An 18,937-nucleotide genomic window follows, 5' to 3' on the forward strand; every position below is an offset into this window, starting at 1 on the left:
GGAAGAATTACGATGGGTCATATAGATATTATTAAAGAAACTGGAGTTGCTGCAGTGATTCGTGGAGCAACAGTAGATAATATTGTTGCAATAGGTGAAGCTCTAAGTAAAGGTGGAGTGAAGGTTTTAGAAATTACAGTAGAAACACCAGGTGCTTGTGCAGCCATTGAAAAAGCCTCTCTGGAGTTTGACGATGTATTGGTTGGTGCAGGTACGGTATTAGATCCTGAAACAGCTAGAATCGCCATTATGTCAGGAGCAAAGTTTATTTTTTCCCCAACGATAAATGTGAAAACAATTGAAATGGCCAAAAGATATGGTGTAGTGAGCATTCCTGGTGCGTTAACACCTACAGAAATTCTATCAGCCTATGAAAATGGTGGAGATCTTGTCAAAGTCTTTCCCGCTAACGTATTTGGTCCATCTTATATAAAGGATATTCACGGACCTCTTCCACAAATTCCATTAATTACAACAGGTGGTATTTCAGTTAATAATGTAGGTGAATACATTAAAGCTGGTGCAACAGGAGTTGGTGTTGGTAGTTCTTTAGTTAATACAAAAAAAGAGCTTACAGAAGATTATTTAAATGAAATAACAGAAACAGCATCAACTTTTATCAAAGCGGTTCAGGAAGCAAGGGAAGTAACATGATGATATAATGAAGAGGTTTGATTTTGTTCGAACATCGATTATACTAATATCACTAATAAAGTGAAGTGGAGAATGAGTTCACCTTATACGATCAACAATGAAACAGCAGAATCAAAGAAGTAACGGAGGACAAATAATGCTTGCTGTACAAAGGCATGAAAGAATATTAGAACAATTAGATAAAAATAAAATCATAAAAGTCTCTGAACTAAGTAGACATTTAGATGTGACAGAGAAAACAATCCGAGGAGATCTAGAAATTTTAGAAAAAAGAGGACTGTTAAAAAGAATTCATGGTGGTGCTGTGTTGGCTGAGGATGAGGGAAGAATGCTGCCAATTGCTGAACGCCAATTAGGACATGTTGATGTAAAGGATGCCATTGCCAAAAAAGCGGTAGAATTGATCAAACCAAATGATACGATACTAATGGACGGTGGTAGTACAACAATTAGTATTGCAAAGCTACTTGGAGATATCCCCATCACTGTCATCACAAATGATTTAAAGATTGCGAATGTATTGCTTCCTAAAACTAATGTTCGTTTAATGGTTTTAGGTGGAACAAGAATTGATTCATCATCATCTTTAATGGGAGCACAGGCAACTGAAATGCTAGCTAAAATGAGGGTGAACCGATTATTTTTTGGAACAACAGGTGTTTCAATTGAACATGGTTTAACTGTATTTAACAGTATACATGCGGATTGGAAAAAACAAATCATTGCTTGTGCTGATCATATTACATTATTAGCTGACTCTACAAAATTTGAAAAAGTGGCATTAATTCAATTTGCGTCAATTAATGATGTAAATGAAATCGTAACAGATAGTAATTTAGATGAAGCTGTTATTGAAAAATTAAAAAGCAGTCAAATTCAGTTACACCTTGCAGAAATATAAGGGTTACAACAAAAAGAGATGATAAACGGTTAATTAATCGTTGTCATCTTTTTTATTTATGTTATAATCAAACTATAATGAACATAAACGAACAATTTAAAACAAAGTTACACTAAAGGAGGTACTGAAATGGAATCACTTTTTTCCTTAAAAGGGAAAGTCGCATTACTAACTGGAGCCAGCCGGGGGCTAGGTCAAGGGATGGCAGTTGGTCTTGCTGAAGCTGGTGCAACAGTTATTGGTGCTGGAATGAGCAATATGTCAGAAACGAGAAAAAAAATTGAGGCAGTTGGTGGTACATTTCATGATCTTAAAATTGATTTATCTCAAGATCATGCAGCAAAGCAGTTAGTGAATGAGACTCTAGCAATTACAAGTAAGATTGATATTTTAGTAAACAATGCAGGAATCATTCGCAGATCAAATGCTGAGGAATTTTCTGATGAAGATTGGTATGAAGTGATAAAAGTAAATCAACATTCGGTTTTCCAGCTATGTCGAGAAGTAGGAAAACATATGCTTGAAAATGGGTCTGGAAAAATTGTGAATATAGCTTCTATGCTTTCTTATCAAGGTGGCTTAAGAGTCCCTGCTTATACAGCTAGTAAACATGCTGTTGCTGGATTAACAAAATCTCTTGCTAATGAATGGTCAAGTAGAGGGATAAATGTAAACGCTATCGCCCCTGGATATATGGAAACTGATAATACGGCACAGCTACGTGCTAATCAAGAAAGAAATGAATATATTACATCAAGAATTCCTCAAGGTCGTTGGGGAACACCTGATGATTTAAAAGGTGCAGTTGTCTTTTTAGCTTCAGATGCTTCACGTTATGTTAATGGTCATATTTTATGTGTTGATGGAGGCTGGATGAGCTCTTAAATGAGTACTGTTTTCTGAATGTTGTTGTTTAAGATGTTCTGTGTTCTGTGAGCAGATCCTTGTTGTGCTGATTGAAGCGAAAATCAACCTCATCTTCACTGGTTGTTATAAAGGGAAAAGCCTAAATACAATACGATTGTTTCGTAAACAACAGAATTTAATACTTAACTAAAGTAACAAAAAGTTTAAAATAATAACTCAATTCTCAAACTTGAAAGGGGAAAATAATAATGGAAATCAGACATGCCACAAATCCAACAGATTTTAAAACATATACAACGGAGAGACTAAGAAGCGATTTTTTAATTGAATCACTTTTTGTACAGGGTGAAATTAATATGACGTATTCTCATTATGATCGTGTTGTTACTGGTGGAGCAATTCCAACAAGTCAATCTCTTAAGCTAGAGGATCAAGAAACATTAAAAACTGACTATTTCCTAGAAAGACGTGAAGTTGGTATTATCAACATCGGGGCAGAAGGAACAGTTTTAGTCGATGGTCAAGCGTACACATTAAATAAACGTGACTGTCTATATGTAGGCTTAGGAAATAAAGAAGTATTATTTGAAAGCAGTAATGCTTCAGATCCAGCTAAATTCTACATTGTCTCAACCACAGCACATAAGCAATATCCAACGAAAAAAGCTCCTATTGAAGATGCGGAACCAACACATTTAGGTTCTGATAGTGAATCGAATAAACGAACAATTTATAAATATATTCATGCAGATGGAATTCAAAGCTGTCAATTAATGATGGGGATGACTCTACTTGAACCCAACAATATGTGGAACACAATGCCAGCACATCTACATGATCGACGTATGGAAGTTTATCTCTATTTTGATATGGATGAGAAATCAAGAGTATTCCACTACATGGGAGAACCAGGGGAAACTCGTCATTTAGTGGTCCAAAATGAGCAAGCTGTTCTTTCACCACCATGGTCTATTCATTCAGGTGTAGGAACAAGCAACTATACATTTATTTGGGCAATGGCAGGAGAAAATTATACATTTACAGATATGGATGCTGTTAAAATGGAAGATTTGAAATAACACATCTCATTAATTAGAGAGTGCCATTCACTTTACTAGACTTCCTAGTAAGGAGTGAAGGCACTTTTTTTATAGCAGTATTTTTAAAAAGGAGTGCTATGATAAGAATTTTTACATCAATTAGTTAACACAACAAAAATTCTTACCAAAATAGCCTTAAATTAAAGTAGTGCTGCTTTCATTTTAGGGGATGGTTGATTGAACTCCAGTTTGCTCGCTTTCCTCAGGGGAAAATATAATAAAAGCCCAACTGTTGTCTTTTTCAAGAGCGATTTTTCCTAGGGCGGTAGGTAGTCTACACAACGCAAAGCTCCTGTGGGGCTCACCTAAAACCGCAATACCAGCAGGAGTCTCTGTAATTGAGCTAATGATAAACCGGAATTATAGTTCAATGAATATTTTGCTTAATCATTCGTGTCATTTACTGTCATTAATAGATTTTTTGATTTTGTATTCTAGTTTTAAGAACTTAGTGGAATGGAGCGGAAGACACTTGACTCCTACGGGAATAGAGGAAAGGCTGAGACCCCGCAGGCGTAGCCGAGGAGACTCAGCTTCCTCCCCGTGGAAAGCAAGTGTCTGCAGCGCAATGGAACGAACTTTTTTTAAACCGGAAATAAACAAAGTATCATTAACAGAACCAACTGTTTAAGGTAATTAGAAAGGAGTAAGAATATTGGCCAAAACAAACACACCGAAATCACCAATATTTCGAGATCCTATTTTTGATGGTGCTGCTGATCCAACAATTATATGGAATCATGAAGAAAAGCAATGGTGGATTCTTTACACAAGCCGTCGAGCAAATGTTCAATGTGAAGGTGTATCATGGGTTCACGGAACAGATATAGGGATAGCATCATCATCAGATGGAGGGCAGACATGGGTTTACCGGGGAATAATCCAAGGTCTTGATTTTGAAAGAGGCAGAAATACATTTTGGGCACCGGAAATTATCTTTCACGAAGGTGTTTATCATATGTATGTAAGTTATATACAAGGTGTTCCTAATCAATGGGAAGGTCACAAAAGACAAATACTTCATTATACAAGTCATAATCTATGGGATTGGACGTTTAAATCAAACCTTAAGCTGAGTTCGGATTATGTTATTGATGCATGTGTGTATGAGTTACCTAAAGGAGGATATAGGATGTGGTACAAAGATGAAAAAAATCACTCTTATACCTATGCTGCAGATAGTGTTGATTTATATCATTGGGAAGTTGTAGGACCAGTTTTAACAGATTTTCCCCATGAAGGACCAAATGTATTTTATTTCAAAGATTACTATTGGATGGTCGTTGATAAATGGGCTGGTCAAGCAATTTATAGATCAGAAGATTGTGAAAGCTGGCACTATAATAATACTATTCTACAAAACCCAGGAGAACGCCATGATGATAGTTCTTATGGTTATCATGCTGACGTTCATGTTCATCTAGAAGAAGCGTTTATCTTTTATTTTACCCATCCGGACAGAAAAGAAGGAATGTCGTCGGAAGCATATGAAAGTAAACGAACGTCACTTCAGGTTGCAAAATTAGATGTATTAGATGGGAAGCTTATTTGTGATCGAAATGGTTCCTTTATATTAAATTTGTCATCCTAGTTATGGTCTCAAAAGAATTGTTATCAAAAATAGAAACTCTACATTTTGAGAAATATTAATTATTTGAAGAAATCAAATTCTGGAGTTTCATCAATTGCTGTACTGATATTTTAAGATATTGCACTGTTTTCTAACACATGAAGTCTGATTTTTTTATGTTTAATTTATCGTTACTTCCTTATAATAGTAATTAATTTGCAGCACAAACCAAAATGAAAGCGTTGCATTTTTGATGTCTAGTTGTACGAAAGCTTGAATTTAAACTTGTCACGAAGGTGAGTTCAACATGAAATCGAAAGAAAAGTCTATTCAGAAGCTTTCGTTATTTGCGATAACTTGGCCAATTTTTATTGAAACATCATTACATTTGTTGATGGGAAACGCTGATACAATTATGCTCAGTCAATATTCAGATAATGCTGTGGCAGCCGTAGGAATATCGAATCAAATTTTATCCCTTATCGTTGTGATGTTTGGGTTTGTTGCAACAGGAACAAGTGTACTTGTTGCACAAAATCTTGGAGCAGGTTCTTTAAAGGAAGCTAGTCGGATAGCAGTAGTGTCAATTGTGACAAATATTATTTTCGGTTTACTTATTGGTCTTACACTTATTTTTGCTGCATCAAAAATAATAAACATGATGGGTGTTGAGGATACTCTTATTTCTGATGCTACACTTTACCTACAAATTGTTGGAGGATGTATTTTGTTTCAATCAGGTCTTATGACAATGGGAGCTATTTTACGTAGTTATCGATTCACTAGAGATGCTATGTACGTTACTGTTGGAATGAATTTGATTAATATATTCGGAAATGCGCTGTTTATTTTTGGTTTATTTGGGTTTCCAGTACTAGGAATAACAGGTGTCGCGATTTCAACAATTTTTTGTAGGTTTATTGGAATACTCATTATGTTTTTCATTTTATTTAAGAAAGTAAAACCGAATTTACCATTTTTATCTGTTTTTAAAAAATTTCCACATGTTGAGTTAAAAAAATTACTTAAAATAGGAGTTCCTTCAGCAGGTGAGCATCTATCTTTTAATGGATCACAGCTTGTGATTACGTCTTTTATTGTCATACTTGGAACAGAGGCCATTACAACGAAGGTTTATACGCAAAATATCGGGATGTTTGTTCTTCTTTTTTCTTTAGCCATAGGACAAGGGACTCAAATTATGATCGGTCATCAAGTTGGTGCTAAAAAGTTTGATGAAGCATACAAGCGATGCATTAATAGTCTTATCATCGCAATTATTGTTTCAGCAGTGATTGGGATAACACTTTATCTTTTTAGTAACCAAATTTTCCGTCTTTTTACAAATAATCATGATATTATAGTAACAGGTAGTATTCTCCTGCTATTGACGGCTATTGTTGAACCAGGACGTGCTTTTAATGCTGTCGTGATTAACTCATTGCGTGCAACAGGTGATGTGAATTTTCCTGTTTTCGTCGGAATTCTATCCATGTGGGGAGTAAGCGTTCCATTATCATATATTCTTGGAATCTATTTCGGCCTAGGACTTGTTGGAATATGGATTGCTTTTATTGTAGACGAATGGTTAAGAGGTATACTTATGCTTTGGCGCTGGCGACAAGGAAAGTGGCGTCAAATGACGATCTCTAAACAACAATAATCTGATGCGTCGTAAACTATCAAAATATTATGTCTAATTGCTAGATTTATTAAATATATAAGGAGGATATGTTATATGAATACACGAAAAGGTGAAATGCATTGGATTATCCCAGACGGCTTTATTCCACCATTAAGTTCAGGTGAACAGCTAAGTCATGAATCGATCTGTATATTAAATCTAAATGAACATGAAGCTAAGCTTTCTATTTCAATTTATTTTGAGGATCGAAAACCAATTGAAAAAATACCAGTTACTGTCCAAGGCAAGAGAAGTAATCACTTACGAACTTCTTCTTTGGAATTAAATGGAGACTCTATTCCTGTAGGTGTTCCTTATTCGATAGAAGTAGAAAGTGATATCCCAATTATTGTTCAGTATAGTCGATTAGACTCTACACAGTCTCAATTAGCACTTATGTCGACAATGGGGTATCCATTGAAATAAGTTTTAAAGATTAGGTGTTTTTAAAAACTGTGTTTCTATTTTAATAAATCTGAAGGTTATTTTTTTAATGCCCTTAGTAAACGCTTTCAATTCTTAGGACTAAAATTCATTCTTCTAAATAAAATCATTTAGATTAAATTTGAGAAGAGGCTCAAAAATTTCTTTGGTACAGATCATATCGTTTTTGATAACGAGAAATCTCAACCATCTTCTCCGAGGAAAATGACCATTTAAAAGAATGAATAATCACCCCAAGACTTATTACAGTGCATTGGAGTTCTAAAACGATGAAGAACTTAAACGTATTGATTGCAAATTTATATAAAAATTTAAAAATTAAATACAAGCTAATTGTCTTTATTTCTATTTTATTAGTTGTTTGTTTGTCTTTTATTATTATTGGATTTCAATATGCATTTAACAGCTATGATGAACAAATATATCGTCAGTCTTCACAAGTATTAATTATGTCTTCTAATCGAATTGAAGATGAACTTAAGAATATCGAAGAAGTGACATATAAAATTTTGACAGATGATGTTATTCAACGTTCGTTAACTCGATCTAAAGAAGATTTATCAAAATATGAAAAATATCAAATAGAACAAGAAATTTGGGAAAAGCTTACTAGTTATATAGGATCTGAGAAGTATATACAATCCATTCATCTATTTGATCATAATGGAAAAGAGTTTCGCGCTGGCGGGGTTTCATCCGTTGTTTTATATGATCAGAAAGAATTAATAATGAACAAAGCTGAAGATGAAAACGGCAGTAACATTTGGATGTCTTTAGAAGATGCGAATACGTCTATCTTTTCAGCTAGACAGATTAAATCATACGATAATTTAAGCCTAGAAAAGCTCGGGACATTAATTGTTGAAGTGAAACTAAATGACATTGTTAAAGAACTTCCACGTGAGTGGGAAGGAGAAGGATTTATTGCGATTTCTAAAGGGGAAGATATTTTCTTCGCTGAGGATACGTCATTAATGAATCTTAATAAATTGCAATTAAAAACAAAAAGTAAGCAAGGCTACCAGATACAAAGTGTCTATGGAAGAAGCTTTTTCGTTACTCATTCTAAATCACCTTATGCCAATTGGACATATTGGAATGTATTGCCCTTTGGAACGATGTTTGCAAAGGTTACAATGATAAAATTTATGGTCATCTTTTTATTTCTAACAATTTCAATTTCTGCAATTTTATTAATTATCCGATTTTCAAAAAGAATTACAAATCCTATAGAAAATTTAGTATCAGCAATGAAATTTGTTCAAAAGGGAGATTTTCAAGTAGCTGAAAGCTTTACACCTTCACAATATCATGATGAAGTTGGAATACTTCATCGAAACTTCTTTATTATGATTGAGCAGATCAATGACTTAATAAAAGAGAATTATGAAAAACAGCTTCTTATTAAGGATACAGAATTTAAAGCCCTACAATCTCAAATCAATCCGCATTTTCTTTATAACACACTTGAATCCATTAATTGGTTAGCAAAGGTAAATCAGCAACAACAAATATCCAAGATGGTCGAATCGCTAGGCTACTTATTAAGAAATGCTATAAGTATAAAAAATGATGTGATTAAAGTTCGAGAGGAAATAGAAATGGTTGAGCACTATGTGACCATTCAAAAATTTCGATTTGAAGAGCGAATGGTTTTTTCATTATTAATAGATGAAAAAGTAAAGGATTGTGTTATTCCAAAACTTATTTTACAACCTCTTGTTGAAAATGCCATTCATTATGCGTTGGAAATGATGATAGAGCCTTGTGAAATTAAAGTCTCAGCTTTCAAACAAGGTGATTATTTACATCTATTAGTTGAGGATAATGGACCAGGAATGGATGAACAACATCTTAAGCAGGTAAGAAATGGTGAAATGAAAACAAGAGGAAATGGTATTGGATTAAGTAATATTGACAGCAGAATTAAATTTGTATTCGGTCAGGAGTATGGTCTACAACTTAGTAGTGAACTGACAAAAGGAACAAAGGTGCTCATAGTCATTCCATATCAAATGAGGTGGGATCATGTATAAAGTATTACTTGTTGATGATGAGAGAATTATTTTAGAAGGAATTTCTCGTATTATTAATTGGGAAGACCTTGGGACAACATTAATTGGAACGGCAAGAAACGGTCTTGAAGCATATGATTTTATTCATAAACAAAAACCAGATATTGTTATTTGTGATATTAAAATGCCTGGGATGAATGGACTGCAATTAGTTGAATTAATGGCAAAAGAGCATCCATCCATTAAATTTATTATTTTGTCAGGTTTCAACGATTTTAACTATGCTAAAAAAGCAATGGAATTTGGTGTAAAGCAATATTTATTAAAGCCTTGTAATGAAACAAGTATTGCGGATGCCTTAACTAAGGTGATTGTTGAATTAGAACGAGAAGCAAAGAAAGAGCAATTTCTTTTAGAAACAAAAAATCGTCTTGATCAAGTACAACCTTATGTTAAAAAGCAATTATTAAAGGAATTTATTTCAAGTAAACCGGATAGTAACAGAGGTATTCAATTTTATGAAAAATTGTTAAGAGTGAATTTTCAGGAAGAGTTCATTCGACTGATTATTTTTCGTATAGAAGGAGAATATCATTATGAACATATGTTTGTTATTGAAAATCTAGGTGAAGATCTTTTTTCACAATCGATATTATCTACAAGTATAGGAGAATATGTTTTATTTCTTGTTAATAAATGTGAGTTTACCAATTTACAAACAAAAATTGAACAATTAAGAGATCACTTTTACGATATTTATGAAATGGATATGACAGTAGCGATAAGTGAAGTTGATTGTATAACACAGGTTAGAAGGTTGTACTTAGAAGCACTTGAATGTTTGAATCACCGATTTTATTTAGGTGAAGGAAGTATCATAACAAAAAGTGATATTTATCAAGAAGATCAAATCAACGGATACGAATATGACGGTCAAAGTCTTTGTCTGTTTATAAAATCAGGGAATTTAGAAAAGGTAGAAAGTGAGCTTACTTGTTTTTTTCATGATTTAACACAAAGTCGGTTATCTATTAGTTTAGTTCGTTCTTATGTGATGCAGATTTTTTTAGTGATGATACAGAATGCTGATTCCAAAAGTATGCAGAGATATATGAGGAAAATGTCTTCTTTAATTGATATGGATACAATTCAACAAATGAAGGAGTTTTTCGTTTCAACAGCCAAAGAGATCACACAGGTTCACTATGATCGCCATAAATCAAATCATTCTGCGATTATACAAAAAATGATTGATTTAGTAGAAGAAAATCTTGGGAATGCTGATTTATCATTGAAATGGGTGGCAAATAAGGTATTCATGAATGCCGATTATTTAGGTAAATTGTTTAAGCAAGAAACCGGTCAGAAATTTTCAAACTATGTAACAGAAGTGAGAATAAATAAAGCAATTGAACAAATTCAATCAATGGATGATGTGAAAGTATTTACAATTGCTGAAATGATAGGATTTGGTGATAATCCTCAGTATTTTAGCCAGGTATTTAAGAAGTTTACCGGTTACTCTCCTTCAGAATATAAAAAAGTGAATTAATAAATTTCCATTACTAGATGATCGTTTTTGTTTCTAATTTTGAATAAATGTAGAAGAGAGCTTTTATACGGCTATCTAATAAAGTAAGTTCATAAATTAACTAAATTGCATGTGCTAAGAATATCTTTTTAGCACCTATTCAAGACCGAATCTTATCTGATTCGGTCTCTTATTATTTTCTATTGTTAAAACATTATAGAAAATAGAACTATTAATTGATTTCTTATTTATGAGACCTAATGATGTAGACGTGTAGGAGGCCAAACGCATGTCCAATTGAAACGATCAACTTAAAAAACATCATCAATTCTCTTTGTTTTGGATTGGTTTACTTCATTATAAAATAGAAAATTATCATTAAATAGTCATTAAGTTTCCCAGAGAGATTCTCTATAATATGACAAAAGATAGACATTAACAATCAAATATAATGCCTATTTTTTTATTATGTGGATTATTTCTTTATTTTTGATAAGAAAGTATCAGAATACACTGATTTTTGAACACTGTTATCTGTTTTTTGCATTTTAATAGTTTAATAAACCCTATAAAATAAGGGTTGTAAGCGTTAACACAATATGTGAAACAAGGGGGATAAAAAAATGAAAAAGTGGTTGATGTTGTTTTTATCGGTCTTCATGGTATTTTCTCTAGCTGCATGTAGTGGCAATAGTACTTCTGGCGGATCTACTTCTGATTCTGGCGGATCTGGTGACTCTGGAGACAAAAAGGATGAAGAAGTGACAGTTCGTATTGCTTGGTGGGGATCTGAACCCAGACATGATTACACATTGAAAGTTATCGAAATGTATGAAAAAGAAAATCCAGGTGTAAAAATCCAAGCTGAATATGCAAGCTGGGATGATTATTGGAAGAAGCTTGCACCACAGGCATCTGCTCAAAAATTACCTGATATTGTCCAAATGGATCTTTCTTACTTCTCACAATATGCAGAAAATGGTCAGTTAGCGGACTTAACTCCATATATTGGAGATCAAATTGATGTAACAAATTTCACTGATAACTATGTTGATGGTGGAAAAATTGATGATAAATTATATGGATTTAACTTAGGGGTAAATGTTGTTGGTTATCATTATGATGAAGCACTATTAAAGAAAGCTGGTGTTGATTCTCTTAAAGAGGGTTGGACATGGGATGATTATAAAGAATTAGCACAAAAAGCAAAAGATGCTGGAATTTTTGTTGATACTGGTATGAAAGCAGATGTGTTTTTTAACTATTACTTAAGAACACAAGGAAAGTCACTATATGGTGAAGATGGAGCGTCTTTAGGTTATGAAGATGATCAAATGTTCATCGATTTCTTTAAAATGACTTCTGATTTGGTTAAAGATGGTGCAGCTCCAACTCCTGATTATTTAGCTCAGGTTAAAGGTATTGAAGATGATCCTGTTGTGAAAGAAAAAGCAATTGGTATTTGGCAATGGTCTAACCAGTTTGTTGGTTTACAACAAGTAGCTAACAGACCATTAAAAATCCAAAACATGCCAGGACCTAACACAAGTGACGGTTTATATTTAAAACCTAGTATGTTCTGGTCAGTATCAAATAATTCTGAGCATAAAGAAGAAGCAGCTAAGTTTATTAACTTCTTTGTGAATAATGAAGAAGCAAATAAATTAATCTTAGGTGATCGTGGTATTCCAGGTTCATCAGCTGTAAAAGAAGCTTTAAAACCAGTTCTTACTCCTGAACAAGTTCAAGTATTTGATAGTGTTGAGTGGGCTGAGGAAAACAGTTCAGCATTTGATGGTCCAGATCCGATTGGTGCTGGTGAAATCATTGAAATGCTTGATAGTTTATCTGAACAAATGAATTATGGTCAACTTAAAGTTGAAGATGCTGCAAAACAATTTAGACAACAAGCAGAGAGTATTTTGTCTCAAAATAAATAAAGAGTAGAGACTGGTAGCTGATCATATTCGATCAGCTATCAGACTTTATCTTAGGCTCTTTTTAAAGGCTCTTTTCTGAACGATTGTTGCTATGTAACCAAGATTTGGAGTGAAAACAGTGTTTTTTCACTATAAGGATACTGTTTTATGAAGAAAAGATGCCACTAGACTTAATACAGTGCTGATTGCTTCGGGTATTTAAAAGCAACAAAGTTTGCAAAAATAGCTTTCTAAAAAATTGTTGCTACTTGCCTTAATTATCTGTTGAAACCAGTCTTTTTATTGAATGAATGGACCTTTTCTAGCAGAAAAGATGCACTAGACTTGATAAAGTGCGGTTTCCTTCAAGATTGTCAAAGCAACAACGTATACGAAAGCAGCCTTATCTTAAATAAAGTGTTCCGTAGAAAGGAATGATTGTATGAGTACACGGGCTATCAAGCAAAATGTAAGAGGCTACTTATTTATTAGCCCCTTTATAATAGGATTTCTGGCCTTTACGTTTATCCCTATACTAGCCTCCTTATATTTTTCGTTTACTAAATATAACTTGTTTGGAGCTCCTCAGTGGGTAGGACTAGAAAACTATAATAAAATGTTCACTGAAGATCCAAGATACTGGCAATCTCTTAAAGTTACACTCATTTATGTGTTTGCTGGTGTTCCATTAAGATTAGGATTTGCTCTTATTATAGCGATGATTTTAAACACCGCATCAAGAGCAGTAGGTCTTTATCGATCATTATTCTATTTACCTTCTCTAATTGGTGGAAGTGTAGCAGTTGCGATTATGTGGAGAAATATTTTTGGTGACGAAGGAATTATAAATCTCTTATTAGGTGTATTTGGTTTACCAGATGTTCGCTGGTTTGGAGATCCTACGGCAGCTCTTTGGATGTTAATCCTTTTATCAGTATGGCAATTTGGATCATCGATGTTAATTTTCTTAGCAGGATTAAAAAGCATACCGGTTACTTATTATGAAGCAGCTAGTGTTGATGGTGCTACATTTTGGCAAAAGTTCACGAAAATCACTCTACCAATGTTAAGTCCTGTTATTTTATTTAACACAATTATGCAAACAATTGCAGCATTTATGACATTTGTGCCAGCCTTTATCATTTCAAAAGGTACAGGTGGACCTTTAGATGGTACGCTTCTTTATTCACTATATCTGTTCATTCAAGGATTTGAATTCTTTAATATGGGATATGCATCAGCAATGGCATGGGTGATGTTGATCATTGTCGGTATACTTACTGCAATCATATTCTTCTCATCGAAGTATTGGGTTCATTATGAATCTGAAGGGGGGAAATAATTATGCAACCAGAAACGAAATTAAAACATGATCCTGGTACAACAGGAATGAAAGTTCGGAAAATGAAAAAACCAAAATGGTGGATTTATCACATACTTGTTGGTGGTTTTGCTGTACTAATGCTTTATCCTGTCATTTGGCTTTTAATGAGTTCATTCAAGCCAAGTGAAACAATCTTTGTTACTGCACAATCACTAATTCCTGATCCATGGGTTTTTAATAACTTTGCACAAGGTTGGGAAGGAATCGGTGGAAATTCCTTTGGAGTATTTATAAAAAATACTGTTGTACTTGTATTTTTTACAATGGTAGGTCAAGTAATATCTTCAGCAGTTATAGCATTTGGATTTGCTAGGTTAGAATTTTTTGGAAAAAGCTTTTGGTTTGCAATCATGATGGTAACGTTAATGTTGCCATATGAAGTCGTGATGATTCCACAGTATATCATTTTCGCAAAGCTAGGTTGGTTAGATTCGATCAAACCAATTGCCGTTCCTGCATATTTCGGACATCCATTTTTCATCTTCCTGCTTGTTCAATTTATTCGAACAATTCCAAGAGAATTAGATGAAGCGGCTACTATAGATGGATGTAATACATTTAAAATCTTTTACAAAATTATTCTACCTTTAATTAGACCAGCATTGGCTACAGCAGCAATATTCTCGTTCTATTGGACATGGGATAACTTATTAGGACCAGTACTCTATTTAAATAGTCCAGATAAATATACAGTTTCAATGGCCCTTAACATGTTTTTAAGTAATGAAACAGTGTCTAACTGGGGTGCGATGTTTGCGATGTCAATTGTTACGTTAATACCAGTTTTTGTTATTTTCTTCTTGTTCCAAAGACATGTAGTTGAAGGGATTAGTACTAGTGGATTAAAGGGTTAAGCTTAGAAAAGCTAACCCTCTATTTTTAATACGTAGAATGGTAGAAATTATTGAAAAAGGAATGGTGCATATATGATGGAAACACATGGGGTTATGGGTGGTGTAAATAACGTTCTAGAATGGATAACAAGATTAGTACTTTTAAATATTCTTTGGATCTTTTTTTCTTTACTTGGTTTCATTGTTTTAGGATTCTTTCCTGCAACAGTATCAATGTTTGCTGTGGTCAGAAGATGGGCAATGGGAGAAATGGATATTTCTATTACAAAAGTTTTTTGGAGATCGTATAAAAAAGAGTTTATAAAAAGTAACATTCTAGGAGCGGTTATCTTATTGGTAGGAACGGTTTTAGTAATTGACTATCACTTTCTACAACAAGCTTCACCACAGATTCAAAATCTGTTATCCGTTCCTTTTTTAATCATTTCAATACTCTTTGTCTGTGTATTATTTTATATTTTTCCAATGTATGTTCATTATGATCTGAAGATATTACAGGTGTTTAAAAATTCCTTTTTCATTATGATTATGAGACCTTTTTCAACAATCATGATCTTTGTGAGTAGTGTTGGGTTAGCTATTTTATTATCTTTTGGTCCACCTTTACTTTTAGTATGCAGTGGCAATATATTTGCATTAGTTATGACAAAACCGGCAATCAATGCTTTTAATGCCATAAGTAAAAAAAGCGAAATGAACATGTCAAGAAATTTAAATGAAAAAGATTTGTTAAATGAGTGATTTTAAGTAGACCAACTGAATGTAAATAATTACAATTAATTTAGGTTTAAGCCAATTACCTCTGTTTTTTAAACAGTTTTGTCTAATATATGAATTACACTTCAAGCTAAAACCTATTAAACTTAAATATTGTAAACACTTACAAAAGGGTGGTTATTGTGAATAAGCTTTTACCTTTTACCCTCATTCTCATGCTATTGTTTACCACTTCTTGCAGTTCAGATCATGAACCTAGAAGAAGTGATCAAGAAGAAGTTATTACAATTAAAGTTGCATGGTGGGGAAGTCAAGCTAGACATGAATACACAACAAAGATTATTGAATTGTACGAAGCACAGCACCCGAACGTGAATATTGAACCCGAGTTTGCGAATTGGGATGACTACTGGAAGAACTTAGCTCCAATGGCGGCGGGAAATCAGCTACCAGATGTTATTCAAATGGATATGGCGTATATCTCTCAATATGGCCAAAAAGGTTTACTTGAAGATTTATCACCTTATATTCAAAAAGGTACGATCGATATTTCTTCAATTGATAAAAGTGTTGTAAATAGCGGCAAAATAGGAGACCAATTATATGGATTTACAATTGGAATAAATGTTCTTTCTGTTATCTCAAATGACATTTTGCTGAATTTATCAGGTGTTGACATTAATGATGATACTTGGACATGGGAAGATATGGAGAGAATGACAGTGGATATCAAAAAGACAGTTGGTGTATATGGATCAAATGGCATGCATCCACCAGATATTTTCTTCCCCTATTATTTACGAACTAAAGGTGAGCAATTTTATAATGAAGCAGGAACAGGTCTGGCCTACAAAGATGATCAATTATTTATTGATTATTTCAACATGCAGTTACGATTAATAAATGAAGGGGCATTTCCAACACCAGATGAAGTTTCAGCAGTTAGAGGAATGGAAAGTGATTTTATTGTAAAAGGCAATACAGCTATTACTTGGAACTACTCAAATCAATATGCAGGATTTGATCAATTAACAGATGCATCATTAACGTTGAATCTACCACCTGAGAATCATGAAAACAAAGCACTGTTTTTAAAGCCAAGTATGCTTTTTTCTATACCTAAAAGCTCTAAACAGAAAGAAGAAGCTGCAAAGTTTATTGATTTTTTTATTAATAATGTAGAAGCTAACCAATTAATGAAAGGTGAGCGTGGAGTACCTGTTTCATCAGAAGTTTCAGAAGCTATTAAACCATTACTTACTGATGGAGAAGTTAAGATATTAAATTATGTCGAAAGAGCAAAAGGGATAACAGAAGAATTTTATCCCCCTGATCCAGTTGGGAGTTCACAGGTTATGAAAATATTAAAGGATATTTCCGATCAAATATTGTTTGAGAAAATTACGCCTGAAGAAGGAGCCAAACAGTTCAGAAAACAAGCAGATGAGATATTGAAAAATGGCTAAATTGTATATGGAGGGAAAAGATATGCCAAAACTACAATTTGATGAATCAGAAATTCAGGAAGTAATTGATAAAGTTGTAAAAAGAACATTTGAAATGGATTTTAATTGGGATTGGCCTGGTGGTGTTGCATTTTATGGAATAGCGGCAGCATTTGAAGCAACAGAAAAACAGGAATATATTGATCTATTAAAAACATGGGTAGATGAATGGCTTGAGGATGGTTTACCAAAGTTATCTATTAATGGAGTTTCCATTGGTCATACATTAATTACTCTTTACTCTGTAACAGAGGATGAAAAGTACTTGAATGTCATTAAAGAGATGGCTGAATATCTAAAAAATGATGCCCCACGTTTTGCAGATGGAATTTTTCAGCATACGGTAAACTCAGTGAAAGATGTTTTTCCTGAACAGGCATGGGTTGATACGATGATGATGGCAGGCTTGTTTCTTTTACGAGTTGGAAGATTACTAGATCGTGAGGATTATTTCAGAGATGGACTTAAACAATATCATGGACATGAAGATTTTCTTCAGGATCCGGTAACAAATCTTTACTATCATGGCTGGGATAATATTGCGAAAAACCATATGTCATCCATTTATTGGGCAAGAGGCAATGGATGGGCTGCATTAACAATGGCAAAAGCATTGAGTTTAGTTGAAGTGCAAGATCCTTCTTATATGATTATTGATTGCTCTTTACGTGATCAATTAAGTGCCTTAGTTAGGCTTCAAGGAGAAGATGGGTTATGGCATACAATTGTAGATGATCCGTCTTCATATGGTGAAATTTCAGGAACATCAGCCATTGCAGCTGCGTTACTTACAAGAGGATCACTCTACAATAAGTATATTCAAAAATCAATAGAAGGTATTTTAAGAGAAATTGAAGATGATGGAAAGGTATCTAAAGTTTCAGCTGGTACAGCAGTCATGAATGATGCTGAAGGATATAAAAATGTCCCATATAAACGTATCCAAGGATGGGGTCAAGGTTTAACACTCGTATTTTTAGCTGAACTACTAAAAAATAGTAAAAAAATATATAACTAATATTCTAATATATTTCTCTACAAATATTGATTGGTGGAAGGAGAATATATGTGAATCAAAATCAATATACAATTTTCCTAGCGGGAGATTCTACAGCTGCTAATTGCCCTAAGCACGAATCTCCTATGGCTGGATGGGGTCAGTTTTTTCAATCTTTCTTTGATGATAATGTGACAATTCATAATGAAGCAATGGGTGGTAGAAGCTCAAATAGTTTTATAGAAGAAGGCAGACTTCAAGGAATATTGGAGAGAATTCAACAAAATGATTATCTATTCATTCAGTTTGGACATAACGATCAAAAATCGTACGGAACTGAACCTTATACAACGTACCAATCTTCTTTAAGGAAGTATGTTCTTGGGGCTCGTGAAAAGGGGGCATATCCAGTTTTATTAACCTCTGTGCATCGAAGGAAGTTTGATCGCTCAGGTAAGTTAGAAAACACATTAGGACATTACCCAAATGCAATGATTCAACTTGCGGAGAAGTTAAAAGTCCCCCTTATTGATTTATGGTCTAAAACAAAGTGTCTTTATGAAAATCTTGGTATAGAAGAATCAAAAAAATTGTTTACGATTCTAGAGCCTAACGTTCATCAAAATTACCCAGATGGTATTGAAGATAACACGCATTTTTCAGAAACAGGTGCTAGGGAAATTGGAAAGTTAGTTGTAGAAGGGATGAAAGAATTAGAATTACCTGTTGTTGCCTATTTAAAAACTTAACCACAATCCTGTGGTTTTTACTTTGTTATGATGATTAAAATCCAAA

16 protein-coding genes are annotated in these 18,937 nt (G+C 33.7%); all 16 read left to right on the forward strand.

Going from position 1 to position 18,937, the window contains the following annotated elements; translation table 11 throughout:
• Positions 1–12 precede the first annotated feature (12 nt).
• The 16 genes from LC076_RS08940 to LC076_RS09020 all read left to right on the forward strand — a co-directional run bounded on the left by LC076_RS08940 (position 13) and on the right by LC076_RS09020 (position 18,891).
• Entirely contained in the window at positions 13–654 is a 642-nt protein-coding gene (locus LC076_RS08940; RefSeq protein WP_226667835.1) for a bifunctional 4-hydroxy-2-oxoglutarate aldolase/2-dehydro-3-deoxy-phosphogluconate aldolase, read from the forward strand.
• 136 nt (positions 655–790) lie between these two features.
• Positions 791–1,555, forward strand: a complete 765-nt coding sequence (locus tag LC076_RS08945) for a DeoR/GlpR family DNA-binding transcription regulator (protein ID WP_226667838.1) — start codon at positions 791–793, stop codon at positions 1,553–1,555.
• Positions 1,556–1,684: 129 nt separating this feature from the next.
• Positions 1,685–2,440 carry a 2-dehydro-3-deoxy-D-gluconate 5-dehydrogenase KduD gene (gene kduD / locus LC076_RS08950; protein ID WP_226667840.1) on the forward strand — a complete coding sequence of 252 codons (756 nt, stop codon included), beginning with the start codon at positions 1,685–1,687 and terminating at the stop codon, positions 2,438–2,440.
• 230 nt (positions 2,441–2,670) lie between these two features.
• Positions 2,671–3,501: a 5-dehydro-4-deoxy-D-glucuronate isomerase gene (gene kduI / locus LC076_RS08955; protein WP_226667842.1), complete on the forward strand. Its 831-nt coding sequence runs from the start codon at positions 2,671–2,673 to the stop codon at positions 3,499–3,501.
• 676 nt (positions 3,502–4,177) lie between these two features.
• Positions 4,178–5,113 carry a glycosyl hydrolase gene (locus LC076_RS08960; protein ID WP_226667844.1) on the forward strand — a complete coding sequence of 312 codons (936 nt, stop codon included), beginning with the start codon at positions 4,178–4,180 and terminating at the stop codon, positions 5,111–5,113.
• Between the two features lie 286 nt (positions 5,114–5,399).
• Positions 5,400–6,755, forward strand: coding sequence for an MATE family efflux transporter (locus tag LC076_RS08965; protein ID WP_226667847.1), 1,356 nt, complete (start codon positions 5,400–5,402; stop codon positions 6,753–6,755).
• Between the two features lie 75 nt (positions 6,756–6,830).
• Positions 6,831–7,202 carry a sensory rhodopsin transducer gene (locus tag LC076_RS08970; RefSeq protein WP_226667849.1) on the forward strand — a complete coding sequence of 124 codons (372 nt, stop codon included), beginning with the start codon at positions 6,831–6,833 and terminating at the stop codon, positions 7,200–7,202.
• A 287-nt stretch (positions 7,203–7,489) separates the two neighbouring features.
• On the forward strand, positions 7,490–9,256 hold the full coding sequence (locus tag LC076_RS08975; protein WP_226667851.1) for a sensor histidine kinase: 1,767 nt from the start codon (positions 7,490–7,492) through the stop codon (positions 9,254–9,256).
• Positions 9,249–10,787 carry a response regulator transcription factor gene (locus LC076_RS24345; protein ID WP_319005497.1) on the forward strand — a complete coding sequence of 513 codons (1,539 nt, stop codon included), beginning with the start codon at positions 9,249–9,251 and terminating at the stop codon, positions 10,785–10,787. Before LC076_RS08975 ends, LC076_RS24345 begins: the two co-directional genes overlap by 8 nt.
• A 602-nt stretch (positions 10,788–11,389) precedes the next feature.
• Entirely contained in the window at positions 11,390–12,706 is a 1,317-nt protein-coding gene (locus tag LC076_RS08990; protein ID WP_226667854.1) for an ABC transporter substrate-binding protein, read from the forward strand.
• Between the two features lie 421 nt (positions 12,707–13,127).
• Positions 13,128–14,027: a carbohydrate ABC transporter permease gene (locus LC076_RS08995; RefSeq protein ID WP_226667856.1), complete on the forward strand. Its 900-nt coding sequence runs from the start codon at positions 13,128–13,130 to the stop codon at positions 14,025–14,027.
• A 62-nt stretch (positions 14,028–14,089) separates the two neighbouring features.
• Positions 14,090–14,923, forward strand: coding sequence for a carbohydrate ABC transporter permease (locus LC076_RS09000; protein ID WP_413465968.1), 834 nt, complete (start codon positions 14,090–14,092; stop codon positions 14,921–14,923).
• A gap of 75 nt (positions 14,924–14,998) precedes the next feature.
• Positions 14,999–15,664, forward strand: a complete 666-nt coding sequence (locus LC076_RS09005) for a YesL family protein (RefSeq protein WP_226667858.1) — start codon at positions 14,999–15,001, stop codon at positions 15,662–15,664.
• Positions 15,665–15,855: 191 nt separating this feature from the next.
• Complete coding sequence (locus LC076_RS09010) at positions 15,856–17,106, forward strand: ABC transporter substrate-binding protein (RefSeq protein ID WP_226668517.1); 1,251 nt, start codon at positions 15,856–15,858, stop codon at positions 17,104–17,106.
• A gap of 22 nt (positions 17,107–17,128) precedes the next feature.
• On the forward strand, positions 17,129–18,163 hold the full coding sequence (locus tag LC076_RS09015) for a glycoside hydrolase family 88 protein (RefSeq protein ID WP_226667859.1): 1,035 nt from the start codon (positions 17,129–17,131) through the stop codon (positions 18,161–18,163).
• Positions 18,164–18,213: 50 nt separating this feature from the next.
• On the forward strand, positions 18,214–18,891 hold the full coding sequence (locus tag LC076_RS09020) for a rhamnogalacturonan acetylesterase (RefSeq protein ID WP_226667862.1): 678 nt from the start codon (positions 18,214–18,216) through the stop codon (positions 18,889–18,891).
• Positions 18,892–18,937 lie beyond the last annotated feature (46 nt).

Origin of the sequence: Metabacillus litoralis (assembly GCF_020524045.1) — a bacterium.
Taxonomy (GTDB): Bacteria; Bacillota; Bacilli; order Bacillales; family Bacillaceae; genus Metabacillus; species Metabacillus litoralis_C.